13 protein-coding genes are annotated in these 18,621 nt (G+C 61.4%); 12 read left to right on the top strand and 1 reads right to left on the bottom strand.

The annotated features are described in order from the left end of the window. Positions 1-8 precede the first annotated feature (8 nt). Positions 9-2,654 carry a pyruvate dehydrogenase (acetyl-transferring), homodimeric type gene (gene aceE, locus HKK53_RS17970; RefSeq protein WP_169371937.1) on the bottom strand — a complete coding sequence of 882 codons (2,646 nt, stop codon included), beginning with the start codon at positions 2,652-2,654 and terminating at the stop codon, positions 9-11. A 383-nt stretch (positions 2,655-3,037) separates the two neighbouring features. Between aceE and glnE the strand changes: the two genes are divergently transcribed. From glnE to HKK53_RS17910, 12 genes are all read left to right on the top strand, one after another. Continuing rightward, complete coding sequence (gene glnE / locus HKK53_RS17965) at positions 3,038-5,977, top strand: bifunctional [glutamate--ammonia ligase]-adenylyl-L-tyrosine phosphorylase/[glutamate--ammonia-ligase] adenylyltransferase (protein WP_169371936.1); 2,940 nt, start codon at positions 3,038-3,040, stop codon at positions 5,975-5,977. A 206-nt stretch (positions 5,978-6,183) separates the two neighbouring features. Next, positions 6,184-7,218: a lipopolysaccharide heptosyltransferase II gene (waaF, locus tag HKK53_RS17960; protein ID WP_169371935.1), complete on the top strand. Its 1,035-nt coding sequence runs from the start codon at positions 6,184-6,186 to the stop codon at positions 7,216-7,218. A gap of 1 nt (position 7,219) precedes the next feature. Beyond that, positions 7,220-8,281 (top strand): lipopolysaccharide heptosyltransferase I, encoded by a 1,062-nt coding sequence (waaC, locus tag HKK53_RS17955; protein ID WP_169371934.1) that lies wholly within the window; start codon positions 7,220-7,222, stop codon positions 8,279-8,281. Further along, a complete protein-coding gene (locus HKK53_RS17950) occupies positions 8,281-9,402 on the top strand; it encodes a glycosyltransferase family 4 protein (protein ID WP_169371933.1) in 1,122 nt (373 codons plus the stop codon). Before waaC ends, HKK53_RS17950 begins: the two co-directional genes overlap by 1 nt. After that, a complete protein-coding gene (gene rfaP / locus HKK53_RS17945; protein ID WP_169371932.1) occupies positions 9,402-10,208 on the top strand; it encodes a lipopolysaccharide core heptose(I) kinase RfaP in 807 nt (268 codons plus the stop codon). The genes HKK53_RS17950 and rfaP overlap by 1 nt, the downstream gene beginning before the upstream one ends. Then, positions 10,208-10,942, top strand: a complete 735-nt coding sequence (locus tag HKK53_RS17940) for a lipopolysaccharide kinase InaA family protein (RefSeq protein WP_169371931.1) — start codon at positions 10,208-10,210, stop codon at positions 10,940-10,942. The genes rfaP and HKK53_RS17940 overlap by 1 nt, the downstream gene beginning before the upstream one ends. Continuing rightward, positions 10,939-11,691 carry a lipopolysaccharide kinase InaA family protein gene (locus HKK53_RS17935; RefSeq protein ID WP_169371930.1) on the top strand — a complete coding sequence of 251 codons (753 nt, stop codon included), beginning with the start codon at positions 10,939-10,941 and terminating at the stop codon, positions 11,689-11,691. The genes HKK53_RS17940 and HKK53_RS17935 overlap by 4 nt, the downstream gene beginning before the upstream one ends. Further along, the gene (locus HKK53_RS17930) at positions 11,691-13,142 is read left to right on the top strand and encodes a lipopolysaccharide kinase InaA family protein (RefSeq protein WP_169371929.1); all 1,452 of its coding nucleotides are present in this window, start codon (positions 11,691-11,693) and stop codon (positions 13,140-13,142) included. Before HKK53_RS17935 ends, HKK53_RS17930 begins: the two co-directional genes overlap by 1 nt. A gap of 261 nt (positions 13,143-13,403) precedes the next feature. Beyond that, on the top strand, positions 13,404-15,161 hold the full coding sequence (locus HKK53_RS17925; protein WP_133837954.1) for a carbamoyltransferase family protein: 1,758 nt from the start codon (positions 13,404-13,406) through the stop codon (positions 15,159-15,161). Further along, positions 15,145-16,275 carry a glycosyltransferase gene (locus HKK53_RS17920; RefSeq protein ID WP_169371928.1) on the top strand — a complete coding sequence of 377 codons (1,131 nt, stop codon included), beginning with the start codon at positions 15,145-15,147 and terminating at the stop codon, positions 16,273-16,275. Before HKK53_RS17925 ends, HKK53_RS17920 begins: the two co-directional genes overlap by 17 nt. After that, complete coding sequence (locus tag HKK53_RS17915; RefSeq protein WP_169371927.1) at positions 16,275-17,171, top strand: antimicrobial resistance protein Mig-14; 897 nt, start codon at positions 16,275-16,277, stop codon at positions 17,169-17,171. The genes HKK53_RS17920 and HKK53_RS17915 overlap by 1 nt, the downstream gene beginning before the upstream one ends. A gap of 8 nt (positions 17,172-17,179) precedes the next feature. Next, the gene (locus tag HKK53_RS17910) at positions 17,180-18,604 is read left to right on the top strand and encodes a PIG-L deacetylase family protein (protein WP_169371926.1); all 1,425 of its coding nucleotides are present in this window, start codon (positions 17,180-17,182) and stop codon (positions 18,602-18,604) included. The last annotated feature ends 17 nt before the right edge of the window (positions 18,605-18,621 follow it).

Genomic DNA, 18,621 nt, shown 5'->3' with positions numbered 1-18,621 from the left:
TTGTCTCCTCAGCAGTCCAGTGGGTTGCGTTTTTCCGGGTTGATCCCGAACTTGACGATAGCTTCGGCCACCACCTTAGGTTCGATATCACCACGGTCAGCCAAGGCTTCCAGGGCTGCCAACACCACGAAATGACGGTCGACTTCGAAGAAGTGACGCAGCTTCTTACGGCTGTCACTGCGACCGAAACCGTCGGTGCCCAGGACTTTGAATTCCTTGGACGGGACCCACTGACGAATTTGTTCAGCGAACAGCTTCATGTAGTCGGTAGAAGCGATGACCGGACCTTTACGGCCGTTCAGGCACTCTTCGACGTAGCTCAGCTTAGGCTTCTGACCCGGGTGCAGACGGTTGCTGCGCTCCACGGCCAGGCCATCGCGACGCAGTTCGTTGAAGCTGGTAACGCTCCACACGTCAGCGCCGACGTTGAACTCTTCACGCAGGATCTTCGCGGCTTCGCGGACTTCACGCAGGATGGTGCCGGAGCCCATCAGTTGAACGTGGTGCGCCGCTTCGCGGGTGTCTTCTTCGAGCAGGTACATGCCCTTGATGATGCCTTCCTCGACACCGGCCGGCATGGCTGGTTGCTGGTAGGACTCGTTCATCACGGTGATGTAGTAGAAAACGTCCTGCTGCTCTTCGGTCATCTTCTTCATGCCGTCCTGGATGATCACCGCCAGCTCATAGCCGTAGGTTGGATCAAAGGTGCGGCAGTTCGGGATGGTGCCGGCCAGGATGTGGCTGTGACCGTCTTCGTGTTGCAGGCCTTCGCCGTTCAGCGTGGTCCGGCCGGCGGTGCCGCCGATCAGGAAGCCACGGGTACGGCTGTCGCCAGCGGCCCAGGCGAGGTCGCCGATACGCTGGAAGCCGAACATCGAGTAGAAGATGTAGAACGGCAGCATTGGCTGGTTGTGGCTGGAGTACGAAGTACCGGCAGCGATGAAGGAGCTCATGGCGCCCGCTTCGTTGATGCCTTCTTCGAGGATCTGGCCCTTCTTGTCTTCTTTGTAGAACATCACCTGGTCTTTATCGACTGGCTCGTAGAGCTGGCCAACGGACGAGTAGATGCCCAACTGACGGAACATGCCTTCCATACCGAAGGTACGGGCTTCGTCCGGGATGATCGGAACGATGCGCGAGCCGATTTCCTTGTCCTTGACCAGTTGCGCGAGGATCCGCACGAACGCCATGGTGGTGGAAATCTCACGGTCGCCGGAGCCGTCAAGGATGGCCTTGAGGGTGTCGAGTGGCGGCGTCGGGATGTTGAAGCTTTGCGCGCGGCGCTGTGGCACGAAACCGCCCAGTGCAGTGCGGCGCTCGCTCAGGTAGCGGGCTTCGGCGCTGTTTGGCTCTGGCTTGAAGAACGGCAGGTTTTCCAGCTCTTCGTCGCGCACAGGGATGTCGAAACGATCGCGGAACAGCTTCAGGCTTTCAACATCAACCTTCTTGGTGTTGTGCGCGGTGTTCTTCGCTTCGCCGGCACCGGTGCCATAACCCTTGATGGTCTTGGCCAGGATGACGGTTGGTTGTTCTTTGTGGTTGACCGCTTCGTGGTACGCCGCATAGACCTTGTACGGGTCGTGGCCGCCACGGTTGAGTTTCCAGATCTCGTCGTCGGACAGATCGGCAACCATCGCCTTGAGTTCAGGCGTGTTGAAGAAGTGTTCACGTACGAACGCGCCGTCTTTGGCTTTGTAGTTCTGGTACTCGCCGTCGATGACTTCGTCCATGCGACGTTGCAGGATGCCGTCGACGTCTTTGGCCAGCAGTGGGTCCCAGAAACGGCCCCAGATGACTTTGGTCACGTTCCACTGAGCACCGCGGAACACGCCTTCGAGTTCCTGGATGATCTTGCCGTTGCCGCGAACCGGGCCGTCGAGGCGCTGCAGGTTGCAGTTGATGACGAAGATCAGGTTGTCGAGCTTCTCGCGGCCAGCCAGGGAGATGGCGCCCAGGGATTCCGGCTCGTCACACTCGCCGTCGCCCAGGAAGCACCAGACTTTCTGCTTGCCTTCAGGGATGAAACCACGGGCTTCCAGGTACTTCATGAAACGTGCCTGGTAGATCGCCTGGATCGGGCCCAGACCCATGGATACAGTCGGGAACTGCCAGAAGTCAGGCATCAGCCAAGGGTGCGGATAGGACGACAAGCCCTGGCCGTCGACTTCCTGGCGGAAGTTGTTCATTTGTTCTTCGGTGATGCGGCCTTCCATGAACGCACGGGCGTAGACGCCTGGCGAGGTGTGGCCCTGGAAGTAGATCAGGTCGCCGCCGTGTTCGTCGGTCGGGGCCTGGAAGAAATAGTTGAAGCCGATGTCATACAGGGTCGCGCTGGAGGCGAAGCTGGAGATGTGACCGCCCAGGTCCGAATCTTTCAGGTTCGTACGCATCACCATGGCCATCGCGTTCCAGCGAACCAGCGAGCGAATGCGGCGTTCCATGAACAGGTCGCCAGGCATGCGTGCTTCGTGGGTCACAGGAATGGTGTTGCGGTATGGCGTGGTGATGGCGTAAGGCAATTGCGAACCGCTGCGGGTTGCCAATTCGCCCATACGGGTCATCAGATAGTGAGCGCGGTCTTCGCCTTCTTTGTCGAGAACCGATTCCAGGGCGTCCAGCCATTCCTGGGTTTCGACGGGATCGAGGTCTTGCATGGCTTGCTCCAGGGCGGAAAGGCTTCCAGAATCGGTTGCCTGAGTTTGCGACTGGCCTTGTGGGCAGACGATATAAATTCTTGGATTGCCGAGAGGTTGTTCCGGCGGCGTGTAGTTTTACTACAAATCAACGGGCATTTCAGCCTTTCGAATGTATAGACGAGTAGTAAAACTACAGATGAATGGCTTGTGGCCTCCGGCTGCGTTGTGAGAATAATCGTTAAGGTTGGTCTTTTGCCAACCAGAAAAGGTGAAAGCTTGATGTTGGCTGCCAAAATAAAAGAAATTTCAGCTATTTCTAACCTTTGTTCGACAGTCGGTCACGTAGCGGGTTTTCAGAAATCACTACATGCAGCCCTTCACACGCCGATCAAGGATAGACCATGACCCTGCCTTCGCTTGCCGAACTGCCCGCCATTCTCCAGCCGTTGGTCACCCGTGCCGAGCAGTCGTTCCGTACGGCCGTCGCCTTGTTGGAAGACGACCATGGCCTGTCCACCTGGACGCCCGAGCGCTGGGCGCAATTTGCCCGCGTCACCGCCGCCAGCGACTTCGTGATTGAACAGAGCGTTCGTGACCCTTTGATGTTGCTGGCGCTGGTGCAGTCCGGCGAACTGGATCGCGCCTTTGCCCCCGGCGAGCTGTGCGCGCAGATTGCGGCGGCAGCGAATGCGGCTGAAAGCGAAGACGAACTCGGCCGCGTCCTGCGCCGTCAGCGCACCCGCCATCAAGTGCGGATCATCTGGCGAGACCTGACCCGCCAGGCCGATCTGGTCCAGACCTGCCGCGACCTCTCGGACATGGCCGATGCCAGCATTGATCAGGCTTATCAGTGGTTGTACGCGCGGCATTGCCAGCAATTCGGCGTGCCCACCGGCCGGCGCAGTGGCGAGCCGCAGCAAATGGTCATCCTCGGCATGGGCAAGCTCGGCGCGGTGGAGCTGAACCTGTCCTCCGACATCGACTTGATCTTCGCTTACCCCGAGGGCGGCGAAACCGTTGGCGTGAAGCGCTCACTGGATAACCAGGAATTCTTCATCCGTCTCGGCCAGCGCCTGATCAAGGCGTTGGACCCGATGACCGTCGACGGCTTCGTGTTCCGCGTCGATATGCGCCTGCGGCCTTACGGTTCGGCCGGTGCGCTGGTGTTGAGCTTCAATGCGCTGGAACAGTATTACCAGGACCAGGGCCGTGACTGGGAACGCTACGCGATGATCAAGTCGCGGGTGGTGGCCGGCGACCAGGTGGCCGGCGCGCAATTGCAGGAAATGCTGCGGCCCTTCGTTTATCGGCGTTATCTGGACTTCTCGGCCATCGAAGCGCTGCGCACCATGAAGCAGTTGATCCAGCAGGAAGTGCGGCGCAAAGGCATGGCCGACAACATCAAACTCGGCTCCGGCGGCATTCGTGAAGTTGAATTTATCGCCCAGGCGTTCCAGCTGATCCACGGCGGTCGCGACCTGAGCCTGCAACAACGTCCGCTATTAAAAGTATTGAGCACCCTGGAAGGTCAGGGTTATCTGCCGGCACCGGTGATCGCCGAGCTGCGCAACGGTTATGAATTCTTGCGTTACACCGAGCACGCGATCCAGGCGATCGCCGACCGCCAGACCCAAATGCTGCCAGATGGCGCGCAGGATCAGGCGCGGATTGCATTCATGCTCGGGTTTGCCGATTGGGCGGCGTTCCATGAGCGGCTGATGTATTGGCGCGGTCGCGTGGCCTGGCACTTTGCGCAGGTGATTGCCGATCCTGACGAAGAAGAGGGGGCCGAAAGCGAAGTGGTGGTCGGCGGTGAGTGGTTGCCGTTGTGGGAAGAGGCCCAGGATGAAGAGGCTGCGTGCCGTCAGTTGGAAGAGGGCGGTTTTGCCGATGCCAGCAAGGCGCTGAAAGCCTTGGCCGGTCTGCGCGGCAGTCCGCAATTGCGCGCTATGCAGCGTCTGGGGCGCGAACGCCTCGATGCCTTTATTCCGCGCTTGCTGGCCCAGGCTGTGGAACACGCCAATCCAGACTTGGTATTGGAGCGAGTGCTGCCATTGGTGGAAGCCGTGGCCCGGCGTTCGGCTTATTTAGTGTTGCTCACGGAAAACCCCAGCGCCCTACGTCGTTTATTGACCCTGTGCGCCGCGAGCCCGTGGATTGCCGAGCAGATCACCCGTTTTCCGTTGCTGCTCGATGAGTTGCTCAACGAAGGCCGGTTGTTCAAGCCGCCGCTGGCGCCGGAACTGGCCGCCGAGTTGCGCGAACGCCTGACGCGGATTCCCGAGGACGACCTCGAACAGCAGATGGAAGCCCTGCGCCATTTCAAACTGGCGCACCGCTTGCGCGTAGCGGCGTCGGAAATCTCCGGCAGCCTGCCGTTGATGAAAGTCAGCGATTACCTGACCTGGCTCGCCGAAGCGATCCTCGAACAAGTGCTGGCCCTGGCCTGGCGCCAGACCGTGGCCAAATACGGCACGCCGCTGCGCACCGACGGCACCTTGTGCGATCCCGGCTTCGTGATTGTCGGTTATGGGAAGGTCGGCGGCCTGGAATTGGGGCATGGTTCGGACCTGGACCTGGTGTTTATCCACGACGGCGATCCGCAGGCGGAAACCGACGGGGCGAAACCTATCGATGGTGCGCAGTTCTTCACTCGGTTGGGGCAGCGGATCATTCACTTGCTCACGGCGCAGACCAACTCCGGTCAGTTGTATGAAGTGGACATGCGCCTGCGTCCGTCCGGCGCGTCCGGGTTGCTGGTGAGTTCCCTCGGGGCGTTTGCCCGTTATCAGGAAAACGAGGCCTGGACCTGGGAACATCAGGCGTTGGTACGGGCGCGGGTGTTGGTGGGCAGTCAGGAAGTCGGCCAGGCATTCGAAAAAGTTCGCGCGGCGATTCTGGGCAAGGCCCGGGATTTGCCGACCTTGCGCCAGGAGGTCAGCGAGATGCGCGCCAAGATGCGCGATAACCTCGGCACCAAGAGCACCGCCGCCGGCACCGGGGCAAATGCCTTCGAGGCCACGGCGCCGTTCGATCTCAAGCAGGACGCCGGAGGTATCGTCGATATTGAATTTATGGTGCAATACGCGGCCCTGGCGTGGTCCGAACTGCACCCGTCATTGCTGCGCTGGACTGACAACATCCGCATTCTGGAAGAGTTGGAAAAGGCAGGGCTGATGCCGGTCGAAGACGCGAGCCTGCTGCGCGAGGCCTATAAAGCCTACCGCTCCGCCGCGCACCGGCAGGCCTTACAGAAGGACCCCGGGGTGATTCCCGGCGACCAGTTCGTGGACGAACGGCGGCAAGTATCGCGGATCTGGCGTGAGCTGGGGCTAAGCTGAAGCTGACTTGACATGTGCCGGGCTTAACCTGGCACTCAGGCAACCGGGCTTAACCCAAAGGGTTATGCTGACTGCTATTGATGTGCATGAAATTGATCCGACGAGCCCCAACCGGCTCGTCCAAATGACCTGCCGGCCAAGGCTGCAGGTGCTGGATTCTCGAGGCGGGGAGGCGTATGCCTCCCCGGTTCGTTTTTGGAAACCACATGAAAATTCTGATCGTTGGGCCCAGTTGGGTCGGTGACATGGTGATGGCGCAGACACTGTTTCAGTGTCTCAAGCAGCGCCACCCGCAGTGCGAAATCGACGTGCTGGCCCCCGAGTGGAGCCGGCCGATCCTTGAACGCATGCCCGAAGTGCGCCAGGCCTTGAGCTTCCCGCTCGGCCATGGCGCCCTCGAGCTGGCGACCCGTCGGCGCATCGGCAAATCCCTGGTCGGCCAGTACGACCAGGCGATCCTGCTGCCCAATTCCCTGAAGTCGGCGCTGGTGCCGTTTTTCGCTGGCATCCCGAAACGCACCGGCTGGCGTGGCGAGTTCCGCTACGGCTTGCTCAATGACGTGCGCACCCTGGATAAAGAACGCTACCCGTTGATGATCGAACGCTTCATGGCCCTGGCCTACGAGCGTGGCGCCGAGCTGCCGCAACCGTATCCACGGCCGAGCCTGCAAATCGACCCGGTGACTCGCGAAGCCGCGCTGGCCAAATTCGGCCTGACCCTGGATCGTCCGGTATTGGCCCTGTGCCCCGGCGCCGAGTTTGGCGAGTCCAAGCGCTGGCCGTCCGAGCATTACGCCAAGGTCGCCGAAACCAAGATCCGCGAAGGCTGGCAAGTCTGGCTGTTCGGTTCGAAAAACGATCACGCGGTCGGCGAAGACATCCGCGCGCGGTTGATTCCCGGTTTGCGTGAAGAGTCGGTGAACCTCAGCGGCGGCACGTCCCTGGCCGAGGCCATCGACCTGATGTCCTGCGCCGATGCCGTGGTGTCCAACGACTCCGGCCTGATGCACGTCGCCGCGGCCCTGAACCGTCCGCTGGTTGCCGTCTACGGCTCGACTTCGCCGGGCTTCACCCCGCCACTGGCCGAGCACGTCGAGATCGTTCGCCTGGGTATCGAATGCAGTCCGTGCTTCGATCGCACCTGCCGCTTCGGCCATTACAACTGCTTGCGCCAACTGATGCCGCAACCGGTCAACGAAGCCTTGCAGCGGTTGCAGGGCACTGTGGTCGAGGTCAATTAGTTTGCGGGTACTGTTGATCAAGACTTCCTCGCTGGGCGACGTGATTCACGCGTTGCCAGCGTTGACCGACGCGGCGCGGGCGATCCCCGGCATCACGTTCGACTGGGTGGTGGAAGAAGGCTTTGCCGAGATTCCGACCTGGCACCCGGCCGTGGGCAAGGTGATCCCGGTGGCGATCCGGCGCTGGCGCAAAAACATCTGGCAGACCATTAAAAGCGGCGAGTGGAAGCGCTTCAAACAAAGCGTTCGCGAGACTAAATACGATTTGGTGATCGACGCCCAGGGCTTGCTGAAAAGCGCCTGGCTGACCCGTTACATCAAGGCCCCGGTGGCCGGGCTGGACAAGGATTCGGCTCGCGAACCGATGGCTGCGCGCTTTTACTCCCGACGTTTGTCCGTGGGCCGTGGTCAGCACGCGGTCGAGCGAGTTCGTCAGTTGTTCGCCTTGGCGCTGGGCTACGACTTGCCCAAGGGCTTGGGCGATTACGGCCTGAACGTCGAGCGTCTGGTAGAGCTGCCACGCAAGAATCCGTACGTGTTGTTCCTGCACGGCACAACGTGGGACACCAAACACTGGCCCGAAGCCTACTGGCGTGAGCTGGCCGAGCGTGTCGGTCATCTCGGTGTCGCGGTGAAGTTGCCGTGGGGCAACCCGATCGAGAAGGCCCGCGCCGAGCGCATCGCCGCCGGTTTCCGCCATGTCGAAGTGCTGCCCAAACTGAATCTGGCCGGTGTTGGCAAAGTATTGGCCGGTGCCCAGGCGTGTGTGGCCGTGGACACTGGACTCGGTCACCTGGCCGCCGCGCTGGACGTGCCGACCCTGTCGCTGTTCGGTCCGACCAACCCGGGCCTGACCGGCGCCTACGGCAAGGCGCAGATTCACATAGCCAGCGACTTTCCGTGCGCACCGTGCCTGCAAAAGAAATGCACCTATCAACCGACGACCGAAGATGCTCGTCAGTTTGACCTGAAACGCGAGTGGCCCCTGTGCTTCACGCGTCTGAATCCCCAGCGTGTCGCCAGCCGACTGAGCACGTTGTTACTGGCTGAGGAGCTGCGCTGATGCAATTGGCTTTTGTCCTTTATAAATATTTTCCGTTTGGCGGTTTGCAGCGCGATTTCATGCGCATTGCCCTGGAGTGTCAGCAGCGTGGGCATCAGATCCGCGTCTACACCCTGATCTGGGAGGGCGACGTTCCTCCGGGTTTCGAAGTGCTGGTGGCGCCGGTCAAGGCGTTCTTCAACCATCGACGCAACGAGAAGCTCAGCGAGTGGATGGAGGCCGATCTGGCCAAGCGTCCGGTGGATCGCCTGATCGGTTTCAACAAGATGCCGGGCCTGGACGTCTACTACGCCGCCGACGGCTGCTTCGAAGACAAGGCGCAGAACCTGCGCAACTCGCTGTACCGTCGTTGGGGCCGCTACCGGCACTTCGCCGAGTACGAGCGCGCAGTGTTCGCCAAGGACGCCAAGACCGAAGTGCTGATGATCTCTGAAGTCCAGCAGCCGTTGTTCATCAAGCATTACGACACGCCGCTGGAACGCTTCCATTTGCTGCCGCCGGGCATTTCCCAGGACCGTCGCGCGCCAGCGAATGCCGCCGAAATTCGCACCGAATTCCGCCGTGAGTTCAAGCTCAAGGATGACGACTTGCTGCTGGTGCAAATCGGCTCCGGGTTCAAGACCAAGGGCGTGGATCGCAGCCTCAAATCGTTGGCGGCGTTGCCCGCTGATCTGAAGAAACGTACCCGGCTGTTTGTAATTGGCCAGGACGACCCCAAATTGTTCCAGATGCAAAGCGCGACACTGGGGCTCGGCGACAACGTGACGTTCCTCAAGGGCCGCAGCGATATCCCGCGTTTCCTGTTGGGCGCCGACCTGTTGATCCACCCGGCGTACAACGAAAACACCGGCACGGTGCTGCTTGAAGCGCTGGTCGCCGGGTTGCCGGTGCTGGTGAGCGCGGTCTGTGGTTACGCCCATTACATCGCCGAGGCCGACGCCGGCCTGGTGCTGGACGAACCCTTCGATCAGGCGCAGCTCACGCAGTACCTGACCGGCATGTTGAATGACGCGCAAGCACGAGCGGCGTGGAGCCGCAACGGTCTGGCCTTCGCCGAGACGGCCGACCTCTACAGCATGCCGCAACACGCGGCCGATGTGATTCTGGCGGAGCACGCTTAATGAAGTTGATGCTGGCTGAACCGTTCAAAAGCCTGTGGGCCGGACGCGACCCGTTCGCCGAAGTCGAGGGCTTGCAGGGCGAGGTGTACCGCGAGCTCGAAGCGCGCCGGACCCTGCGCACTGAAGTGAACGGCAACGGGTTTTTCGTGAAAATCCACCGTGGCATCGGCTGGGGCGAGATCTTCAAGAACCTGCTCACCGCCAAGCTGCCGGTACTCGGTGCGGGCCAGGAGTGGAAGGCCATCCAGCGCCTGCAAGACGTCGGCGTGCCGACCATGACCGCCGTGGCTTACGGCGAGAAGGGTAGCAATCCGGCGGACCAGCACTCGTTCATCGTCACCGAAGAACTGGCGCCGACCGTCAGCCTCGAAGATTTCAGCATCGATTGGGTCAAGCACCCGCCCGAGCCGAAGCTCAAGCGCGCACTGATCGCCGAAGTCGCGCGCATGACCGGCATGATGCACCGCGCCGGGGTCAACCATCGCGACTGCTACATCTGCCACTTCCTGTTGCACACCGACAAACCGGTGACCGCGGACGACTTCAAACTCTCGGTGATCGACCTGCACCGCGCCCAGACCCGCCCGGCGATCACTCAGCGCTGGCGCAACAAGGATCTGGCGGCGCTGTACTTTTCGGCCCTGGACATCGGCCTGACCCGGCGCGACAAATTGCGTTTCCTCAAGGGCTACTTCCAGCAGCCTTTGCGCCAGATTCTGGGTGAAGAAGCCGGGTTGCTCGCCTGGCTCGAAGGCAAGGCCAACAAGCTTTACGACCGTAAACAGCGATACGGGGATGCGCTCTGATGCCGGGTTGGAGACTGGAACCTGCCTACAGCGATCTGGCCGAAGACTTCGGTAGCCTGGAAGCGGTGTTTGCCCTTCAGGGCGAGCGCCTGACCCGTGACCCGTTGTCCGAGGTCATCCGCGTCAAGCGCAACGGCGTCAACTATTACGTCAAGCGCTACGTCGGTGCCGGCAAAGGCCTGCGTCGCTATTTGGGCAAGCCACGGGTGAAAGCCGAATGGCAGAACCTCAAGCGCTTCGCCAAGTGGGGCATCCCGACTGCCGAAGTTGTGGCCTGGGGCCTGGAGCGGCGCGGTGCGGCGTACGACCGTGGGGCGATGATCACTCGCGAGTTGCCGAACACCGAAGACTTGTCGGCCCTGGCCGACCGGCATGATCCGAAACTGGCGGACCGCGCCTGGGTCGATAACATCAGTCGGCAACTGGCGGGTTACACCCGGACCATGCACGACAATCGCTTCACCCATAACGATTTGAAGTGGCGCAACCTGCTGATCGACGATCAAGCCAGGCTGTTCCTGATCGATTGCCCCAACGGCGATTTCTGGCGCGGTTTCTGGCTCAAATACCGGATCACCAAGGACCTGGCCTGCCTCGACAAGGTGGCCAAATATCACCTGTCCGCTACCCAGCGCCTGCGCTTCTACCTGCAATATCGCGGACGGACCCGGCTCAACGCGGCCGACAAAAAACGCATCCGGCACGTGGTGAGATTCTTCGAGGGACGCGAATGACTGATTTTCTGGCCGCTGAAGACCGTGCGCTGCTTGAGCGTCATGGTCTCGGCACCTTCGACGCCCTCTGGGCCAAGCAGCTCGACGCGGTGGATGAACCCAACACCGCGGGCGGCGGCTGGAGCAGCGTGTTTCGGCTGGATCTGGAAGGTCAGGGGTTCTACCTCAAGCGCCAGAGCAACTACCTGACGCGGACCTTGCACGCGCCGTTCGGCGAACCGAGTTTTGCCCGCGAATTTCGCAACATCACGCGCTATCAGAAAATGGGCATCCCGGCGCTGCAAGCGGCGTTTTTCGGTGAGCGCAAGGTCGACGGCGAAGTTCGGGCGATCCTGCTGACCCGCGCGCTGGATGGCTGGGATGACCTGGACTCGTTGTTGCAGCGCTGGTCGGACCTGAGCGCGGCGCAGCACTCGGCAATTCTGCACGCCTGCGGGCAACTGGCGCGGCGCCTGCACAGTGTGCGTCAGGTGCATGGCTGCTTCTACCCGAAACACATTTTCCTGCGGGCCACCGGCGACGGTTACCAGGCGCAATTGATCGACCTGGAAAAGACCCGGCCCTTGCTGTTCGGTCAGCGTGACCGGATCAAGGATCTGGAGCCGCTGCTGCGCCGGGCGCCGGAATGGACCGAAAGTCAGCTGCGCGAGATGTTGGCCAGCTACGTCGATCAGTCCAGTGACAGTTCGTTGGTGGACACCTGGGTTTCGCGCCTGACCGCACGGCGCAGTCACAAGGAGACGCGTTGATGCGTTTGTCCGAACTGAAAAACGCCGGCCGTAGCCCGAGCCTGCCATTGAGCATTCCGCTGGCCGATGCCGCCGGGCCTGCCGATTTGCAATTGTTGAGCTTGCTGCGGGTGTTGCCGGGGCAGCGTTACGTTGGCGCGGGCGTTTGGCGCGGCCGGCCGGTGCTGGCCAAATTGTTGGTCGGCAGCAAAGCGGCGCGGCATTTCCAGCGTGAACGCGATGGCGTGCGTTTGCTGGCAGACCAGGGCCTGACCACACCGCAACTGTTGGCGGATGGCTTGAAGGACGGCGAGGGCGGTTGGCTGCTGTTCGATTTCATCGAAGGCGCCGAGAGCCTGGGGGACACCTGGAAACAGGTCGAACACTTGCCAGTGCTGGCAGATATGCAAGGCGCGGTGCTGGCCGAGGCGTTGGGCGCTATCGGCCAAATGCATCGCAAGGGCCTGTGGCAGGAAGACCTGCACCTGGACAACCTGTTGCGCCAGCGTGGTCGGCTGTACCTGATCGATGGCGGCGGTGTCTGCGCCGAAACCCCTGGCCAACCGCTGTCACGACAGAAAGTTTTGGAAAACCTCGGCGTATTTTTCGCCCAGTTGCCCAAGACGCTGGAACCGTTCACCGAAGAATTGCTGGTGTATTACCTGTTGAGCAACGGCGAGCACGCCTTGCCGATGGAAGCCTTGCAGAAGCAGATCGACAAGGTCCGCCGCTGGCGCCTGAAGGACTTCCTGATCAAGTGCGGCCGTGAGTGCACGTTGTTCAGCGTTCAGCGCGGGGCGTTCGGTTTGCGGGCGATTCGTCGCGAGGAAGCAGCGGCGATGTTGCCGGTACTGGAGCAGGCCGATGCCTTGCTCGATCAGGGCCATTTGTACAAGACCGGCGGCGCGGCGAGCGTTGGCAAGGTCGACGTCGCCGGACGCACGCTGGTGATCAAGCGCTACAACATCAAGGGCTTTGCCCACTGGCTCAAACGCTTCTGGCGCCCGAGCCGTGCCTGGCATTCCTGGCGCGAAGGCAATCGCCTGGCGTTCCTGGGCATCGCCACGCCCAAGCCATTGGCCGTGCTGGAAAAGCGCTTCCTGTGGCTGCGCAGCCGGGCTTATCTGGTGACCGAGTACCTGCCGGGGCCGGACATCATCGAGCGTTTTGCGCCGTATGTTGAGAGTGGTTCGGCACCAGAAGCCGAATTGCTGGCGCTGGATCACCTCTTCGCCGAACTGATTCGCGAGCGGATCAGCCATGGTGATTTCAAGGGTCATAACCTGTTCTGGCAGCAGGATCGCTGGGCGCTGATCGATCTGGATTCGATGTGTCAGCACGGCTCCGCGGGCAGCTTCGCCCCGGCGTATGCGCGGGATCGGGCGCGGTTTATGCGTAATTGGCCGGAGAGCAGTGCGTTGTATCGGGTGATTGATCAGCGGTTGCCCAAGGACATCAGTAGCGCCGCATAGGGCGCCAAGATCGCAGCCTGCAGCAGCTCCTACAGGGATTTGTGTCGGTCGCATATTGGCGGCGTGGCAATGGCCCTTGTGTAGGAGCTGCCGCAGGCTGCGATCTTTTGATCTTGATCGTCCGCGTCAAACAACCTCTGGGTCATTCCCGCCATGTTTACGCTATAATCCCGCCCTTTAGCTGTCTCTCGCCCCTTGCGAGGGCACATTAATTTTTGAGGCGCTTGTCGCCTGAATGCAGACTAAAGAGGCTAGACCCCTGTGGCATTGACGATTCTTGGCCTGTCCGGCGCCCTTAGCCATGATCCTTCCGCAGCCTTGTACATCGACGGCAAGCTGGTCGCGGCGGCTGAGGAAGAGCGCTTCGTACGCGATAAACATGCAAAGAACCGCATGCCCTACGAATCGGCGAAGTTCTGCCTCGAACAGGCAGGCATCAAGCCGTCCGACGTTGACGTGGTCGCGATCCCGTTCGCCCCGATCAGCCTGTTCGGCAAGGCGCGCTGGCACTACGCCAAGCGTTACTGGTACGCCCCGGACCGCGCCCTCGACGCGATCCTGATGGGCAACCGTCGCTACAAGCGTTATCGCAACAAGATCGTGTTCTGCCTTGAGCAACTGGGTTTCGACCCGAAGAAAATCAAGATCGAGCCAGTCGAGCACCACTTGGCCCACGCCTCCAGCGCTTACCACTGCTCCGGTTTCAAAGAGAAAACCGCGATCCTGGGGATCGACGGCAAGGGCGAGTACGCCACGACCTTCTTCGGTTATGGCGAAAACGGCAAGATCCACAAGATCAAGGAATTCTTCGATCCCGATTCCCTCGGCGGCCTGTACGGCGCGATCACCGAGTTCCTCGGTTTCGAGATGCTCGACGGCGAGTTCAAGGTCATGGGCATGGCGCCGTACGGCGACGCCAGCAAATACGATTTCTCGCGCCTGGCCTCGTTTGAAAACGGCGAGCTGGTGATCAACACCGACTACGCCAACGTCATCGGCCTGCGTCGTTATAAAGAGAAGGGCAAGGGTTTCTACTTCTCGCCGAAGCTGATCGAGTGGCTGGGGCCGAAGCGCGAAGGCGACATCGCCGACGAGCCGTACATCCACTACGCGGCCAGCATGCAAGCGCTGTTCGAAAAGATCTCGCTGCAGATGATCGACCACTACCTGGGCGACGTGCTCAAGGAAACCGGCAAGCTGGCCTTCGCCGGCGGCTGTGCGTTGAACGTCAAGCTGAACCAGAAAATCATCGCCCGCGATGACGTCAAGGAACTGTTCGTGCAGCCTGCGTCCGGCGATGCCGGTACCGCGGTGGGTGCCGCAGCCTACGTGTCCCACGCCCGTGGTGTGCCGGTCGAGAAGATGGAACACGTCTACCTCGGCCCGTCCTACAGCAACGAAGACGTGATCGCCGCGTGCGCCCGTCACCCGAGCAAGCCGGCCTGGCGCAAGATCGAGAACATGCCGGAGAACATCGCCAAGATCATGGTCGACGGCAACCCGGTGGCCTGGTTCCAGGGTCGTATGGAGTTCGGTCCGCGCGCGTTGGGCGGTCGTTCGATCATCGGTTGCCCGAGTGCGACCGGCGTGGCTGACCGTATCAACCACCAGATCAAGTTCCGCGAGCGCTGGAGGCCTTTCTGCCCGTCGATGCTCGACACCGTGGCCCCGCAGATGATCAAGGTCGATCACCCTGCACCGTTCATGACCTTCACCTTTGAAGTGGCGGAAGAATGGAAGACCCGCGTGCCGGAAGTCGTCCACGAAGACGGTACGTCCCGGGCCCAGGTGCTCAAACGCGAATACAACCCGCGCTACTACGACATGATGAAAGCGCTGGAAGTACTGACCGGCAATGGCGTGTCGCTGAACACCTCGCTCAACCGTCGTGGCGAGGCAATGATCTGCTCGCCGACCGACGCCCTGAACATGTTCTTCGGCTCCGACCTGCAATACCTGATCATGGAAGACATTCTGGTGGTCAAAGAAGGCGCGGACGCTTATGACACGCTCGGCTGAGCGCCATGTGCTGCAGTTCTGCCACGGCTATGACGGGCCGTTCCTGGACTGCGCCCGGCAATACGCCAGCCTGTTCGCGGGGACTGGCTATCGGGTGACCACGGTCTTTTTGACCGGGGCCGCCGATAGCGACGTCGCCGCGGGCTGCGCTTCCGATGAAGTGCTGTTCATGGAATACAGCTCCAAGGCCATTCGTGGCCTGAAGCTGGGCGCCATCGGCGATCTGCGCAAGATCGCCGCCTCGCGCAACTTCAGTTTCTGCATCGCCCATCGTTTCAAGCCGATCTACATCGCCTTGCTCGGCACCTCGTTGCCGGTGATTGGCGTGCACCACGCGTTTGACGATTACAAACGCGGCACGCGCAAACTGTTCGCGCATATTTTCCGCAAGCGCTTGAGCCTGCTCGGCGTGTCCGATGCGGTGCGCGACGACATGCGCCAGTGCTTGCCGAAATGGCCGGCGGCGCGGATTCAGACGCTGTACAACCGTATCGATGTGCAGGCCTTGCAGGTCACTCAGGTATCGACTCGCGAAGCCCGGGAAACCCTCGGTCTGGCGGTGGACGCCTGGGTGGTCGGCAACGTCGGGCGGCTGCATCCGGACAAGGATCAGGCCACGCTGCTGCACGGTTTCGCCGCGGCGTTGCCGGGTTTGCCGGGCAATAGCCAACTGGTGATTCTCGGTTCCGGTCGCCTGGAACAGAGCCTCAAGGATCTGGCCCGTGAACTGGGGATCGGCGACCGCGTGCTGTTCCTCGGCCAAGTGCCCGAAGCCCGGCGTTACTTCCGCGCTTTTGATGTATTTGCCCTCAGTTCCGATCACGAACCGTTCGGCATGGTGCTGCTTGAAGCCATGGCCGCCGGCGTACCGTTGCTCGCCACCGCATGTGGTGGGGCGAAGGAAGTGGTCGAAGGCGTGGGCATTCTGTTCCCGCTGGGCGATGCCGAGCGCTTGGCGCAAGGGCTGCAACATTTGGCCGCGATGAACGAGCAGCAACGTCGCCAGTGTGCCGAGCTGATGCTCGACCGCTTGCGCGAGCGCTTCTCCGACCGCGCGGTGCGCGAGGCTTTCTGGCATTTGCCACACGTTACCGAACTGGCACAGAGGGGCTGATGCTCAACCGATTTCAAGGCTGGCGCGAACGAGGCTGGGCGTCGGTCGACGCCTCGACTTATGCCGATGCCTGGCAGCGTTTTGGCGGCAGTGTCGCCACCCATCCCATCGTCGTCGAGCGGCTGGCCGCGCTGGCGGAGATACCGGTGCGCTACCTGGCCTGGGAACACGATGGCGAAATCAAAGCCGCGATCCCGACCTGGGGCCGCGACCTCGCCTTGTCCAAGGACGTGCTCAAACGCAGCGGCAAAAAAGGCTTGTTCGACCTCGGCAATGCCGAGCTGATCTTGCCGGCCGCCGCCGAGGCTCAGGCTCCTTTGCGTCATCGCGGGCGTTACTTGTCCGCCCTGAACGAAGGTCGCTTCAGCGGCATCAAGCTGCAAACCGAACAACTGGCCATGGCCCGCACCCCCGAAGAACTGTCGAAAAAGTTTCGCTACAACCAGCGTCGCGAATTGCGTCTGCTGGAGGAAGCAGGTGGAGTGGTACGGCCGGTCAGCGACTTTTCCAGCAGCGAACTGGCGGCGATCTACTGCGACCTGTTCCAGCGCCGCTGGGGCTTTCCGGCGACCGGCGCGGCGCGCATGGGCGAGGTGATCGAGTTGTTGCGGGAGTTGTTGATCGGCTCGGTGATTTTCCTCAACGAGACGCCGATTGCGATTCAACTGGTGTACCGCGTCGAAGCGCCGGAGTGGATCAGCGTCGAGTACATCAATGGCGGCGTCGATCCTGAAACCCGCGAGTTCAGCCCCGGCAGCGTGCTGAGTTTTCTCAACACCCAAAGCGCCTGGGAACACGCTCGCGCCTTGGGTAAACCGCTGCGGTTTTCCTTCGGTCGGGCCGACCGTGAATACAAGGACCGCTGGTGCAATCCTGTGCCGGTCTTCACCGTATGAGCCAACCCATGAGTCGCAAACAGCAACTGCTCAAGCGTCACCGTCGCAACAAACGCATCGGTCTGCTGATCGCGTTGGCGCTGTTGATCGTCATCGGCCTGCTGGTGGCCTGGTGGCTGCCGCTGGTGCTCGCGGTCCTGGGCTGGATCGCCCATGAGGCGTGGTTCGCCGACCATTTGTTCTATTCGCCCAAAGACGATTACCAGTACAGCTTCCCGCCCTACACCCAGCGGCCCAAGGTTCACTTGGTGGGCGAGCACCTGCGGCTGGACGAAGGCGTGATGCTGGTCGACGACGCCACGCTGGTCCTGGCGTTGCGGGTCAAAAGCACCTGGCTGGGCCGTTTTATCGACCCGGTGATCGAGTTGGCCGGTGGCAATAACCCCGACCAGCAAACCTTCGAACGCGGCGTCGATGGCCTGCGCTACTTGAACCTGACGGGTCAGTCGCACGTACTGTCCCAAGGACAGTTGCGGTTGCGCGGGCGCTTCTGCCGGTTGCTCGGCGAACCGGTGCTCTGGGCCTTTGAGCTGCCCGATTACCACCGTCAGCGAGTCATGGTCATTGCGCCCCACGCCGACGACGCCGAACTGGCGGCCTACGGTTTGTACAGCCAGGCCAGTGAAGCCTGGATCGTCACGCTCACCGCCGGCGAGATCGAAGCCGAACACTATCAGCAGATGGGTCTGAACAAGGTTGAAGCGGCGCGGCTCAAGGGCCGCTTGCGTGCCTGGGACAGCATCGCCGTGCCGCGCTGGGCCGGAGTGCCGGAAGCGCATTGCGTGCAGCTGGGCTATTTCTGCCTGCAACTGGCGGCGATGAAAGCGGCGCCGTCGCAACCGATGGGTTCGCGGGAAGCGGAGTTGGGCGACACCCGCCTGTTTCGTCAGTTGAACCCGTTCACTCTGCCGGGCGATGCCGACGGTGCGCCGACCTGGAACAACCTGCTGGCCGACCTGCGTGAAGTGCTGATGCGAGCCCGTCCGGAAGTGATCGTGTTGCCGCACCCGACCCTCGATCCGCACCCCGATCATATCTGCGCGCAGGAAGCCGTCCTTGAAGCACTCCGGGGCCTGGACTTCCAGCCGACCCTGCTCGGCTACGCCAATCACCTGCACGACAATGATCGCTGGCCGATGGGCAATGAGGGCCAGGGCATTGCGCTGCCGCCGGCATTCGATTCGAGCGTGCCCATGCAGCCGTGCTGCCTGCCGATGTCTATCGAGCAACAACGCGACAAGGCGATGGCGCTGGGCATGATGCATGACTTGCAACCGCCCCTGCCGTTCAAGCGACGTTTGCGCCGCTGCATACAACGGCTGTTGGCTGGACGGGTGCCGCCGACTTATGGCGAGAATGAGTTCTTCCGCAAAGCGGTGAGACGCCATGAATTGTTGTGGGTTTTGAAGCAAACAGATACATCTGCACAGTAAAAATGAAGCATGACGCG

This window comes from Pseudomonas sp. ADAK7 (assembly GCF_012935675.1).
In the GTDB taxonomy this organism is placed as follows: Bacteria; Pseudomonadota; Gammaproteobacteria; order Pseudomonadales; family Pseudomonadaceae; genus Aquipseudomonas.
This window is presented reverse-complemented; position numbering and strand designations above follow the sequence as displayed.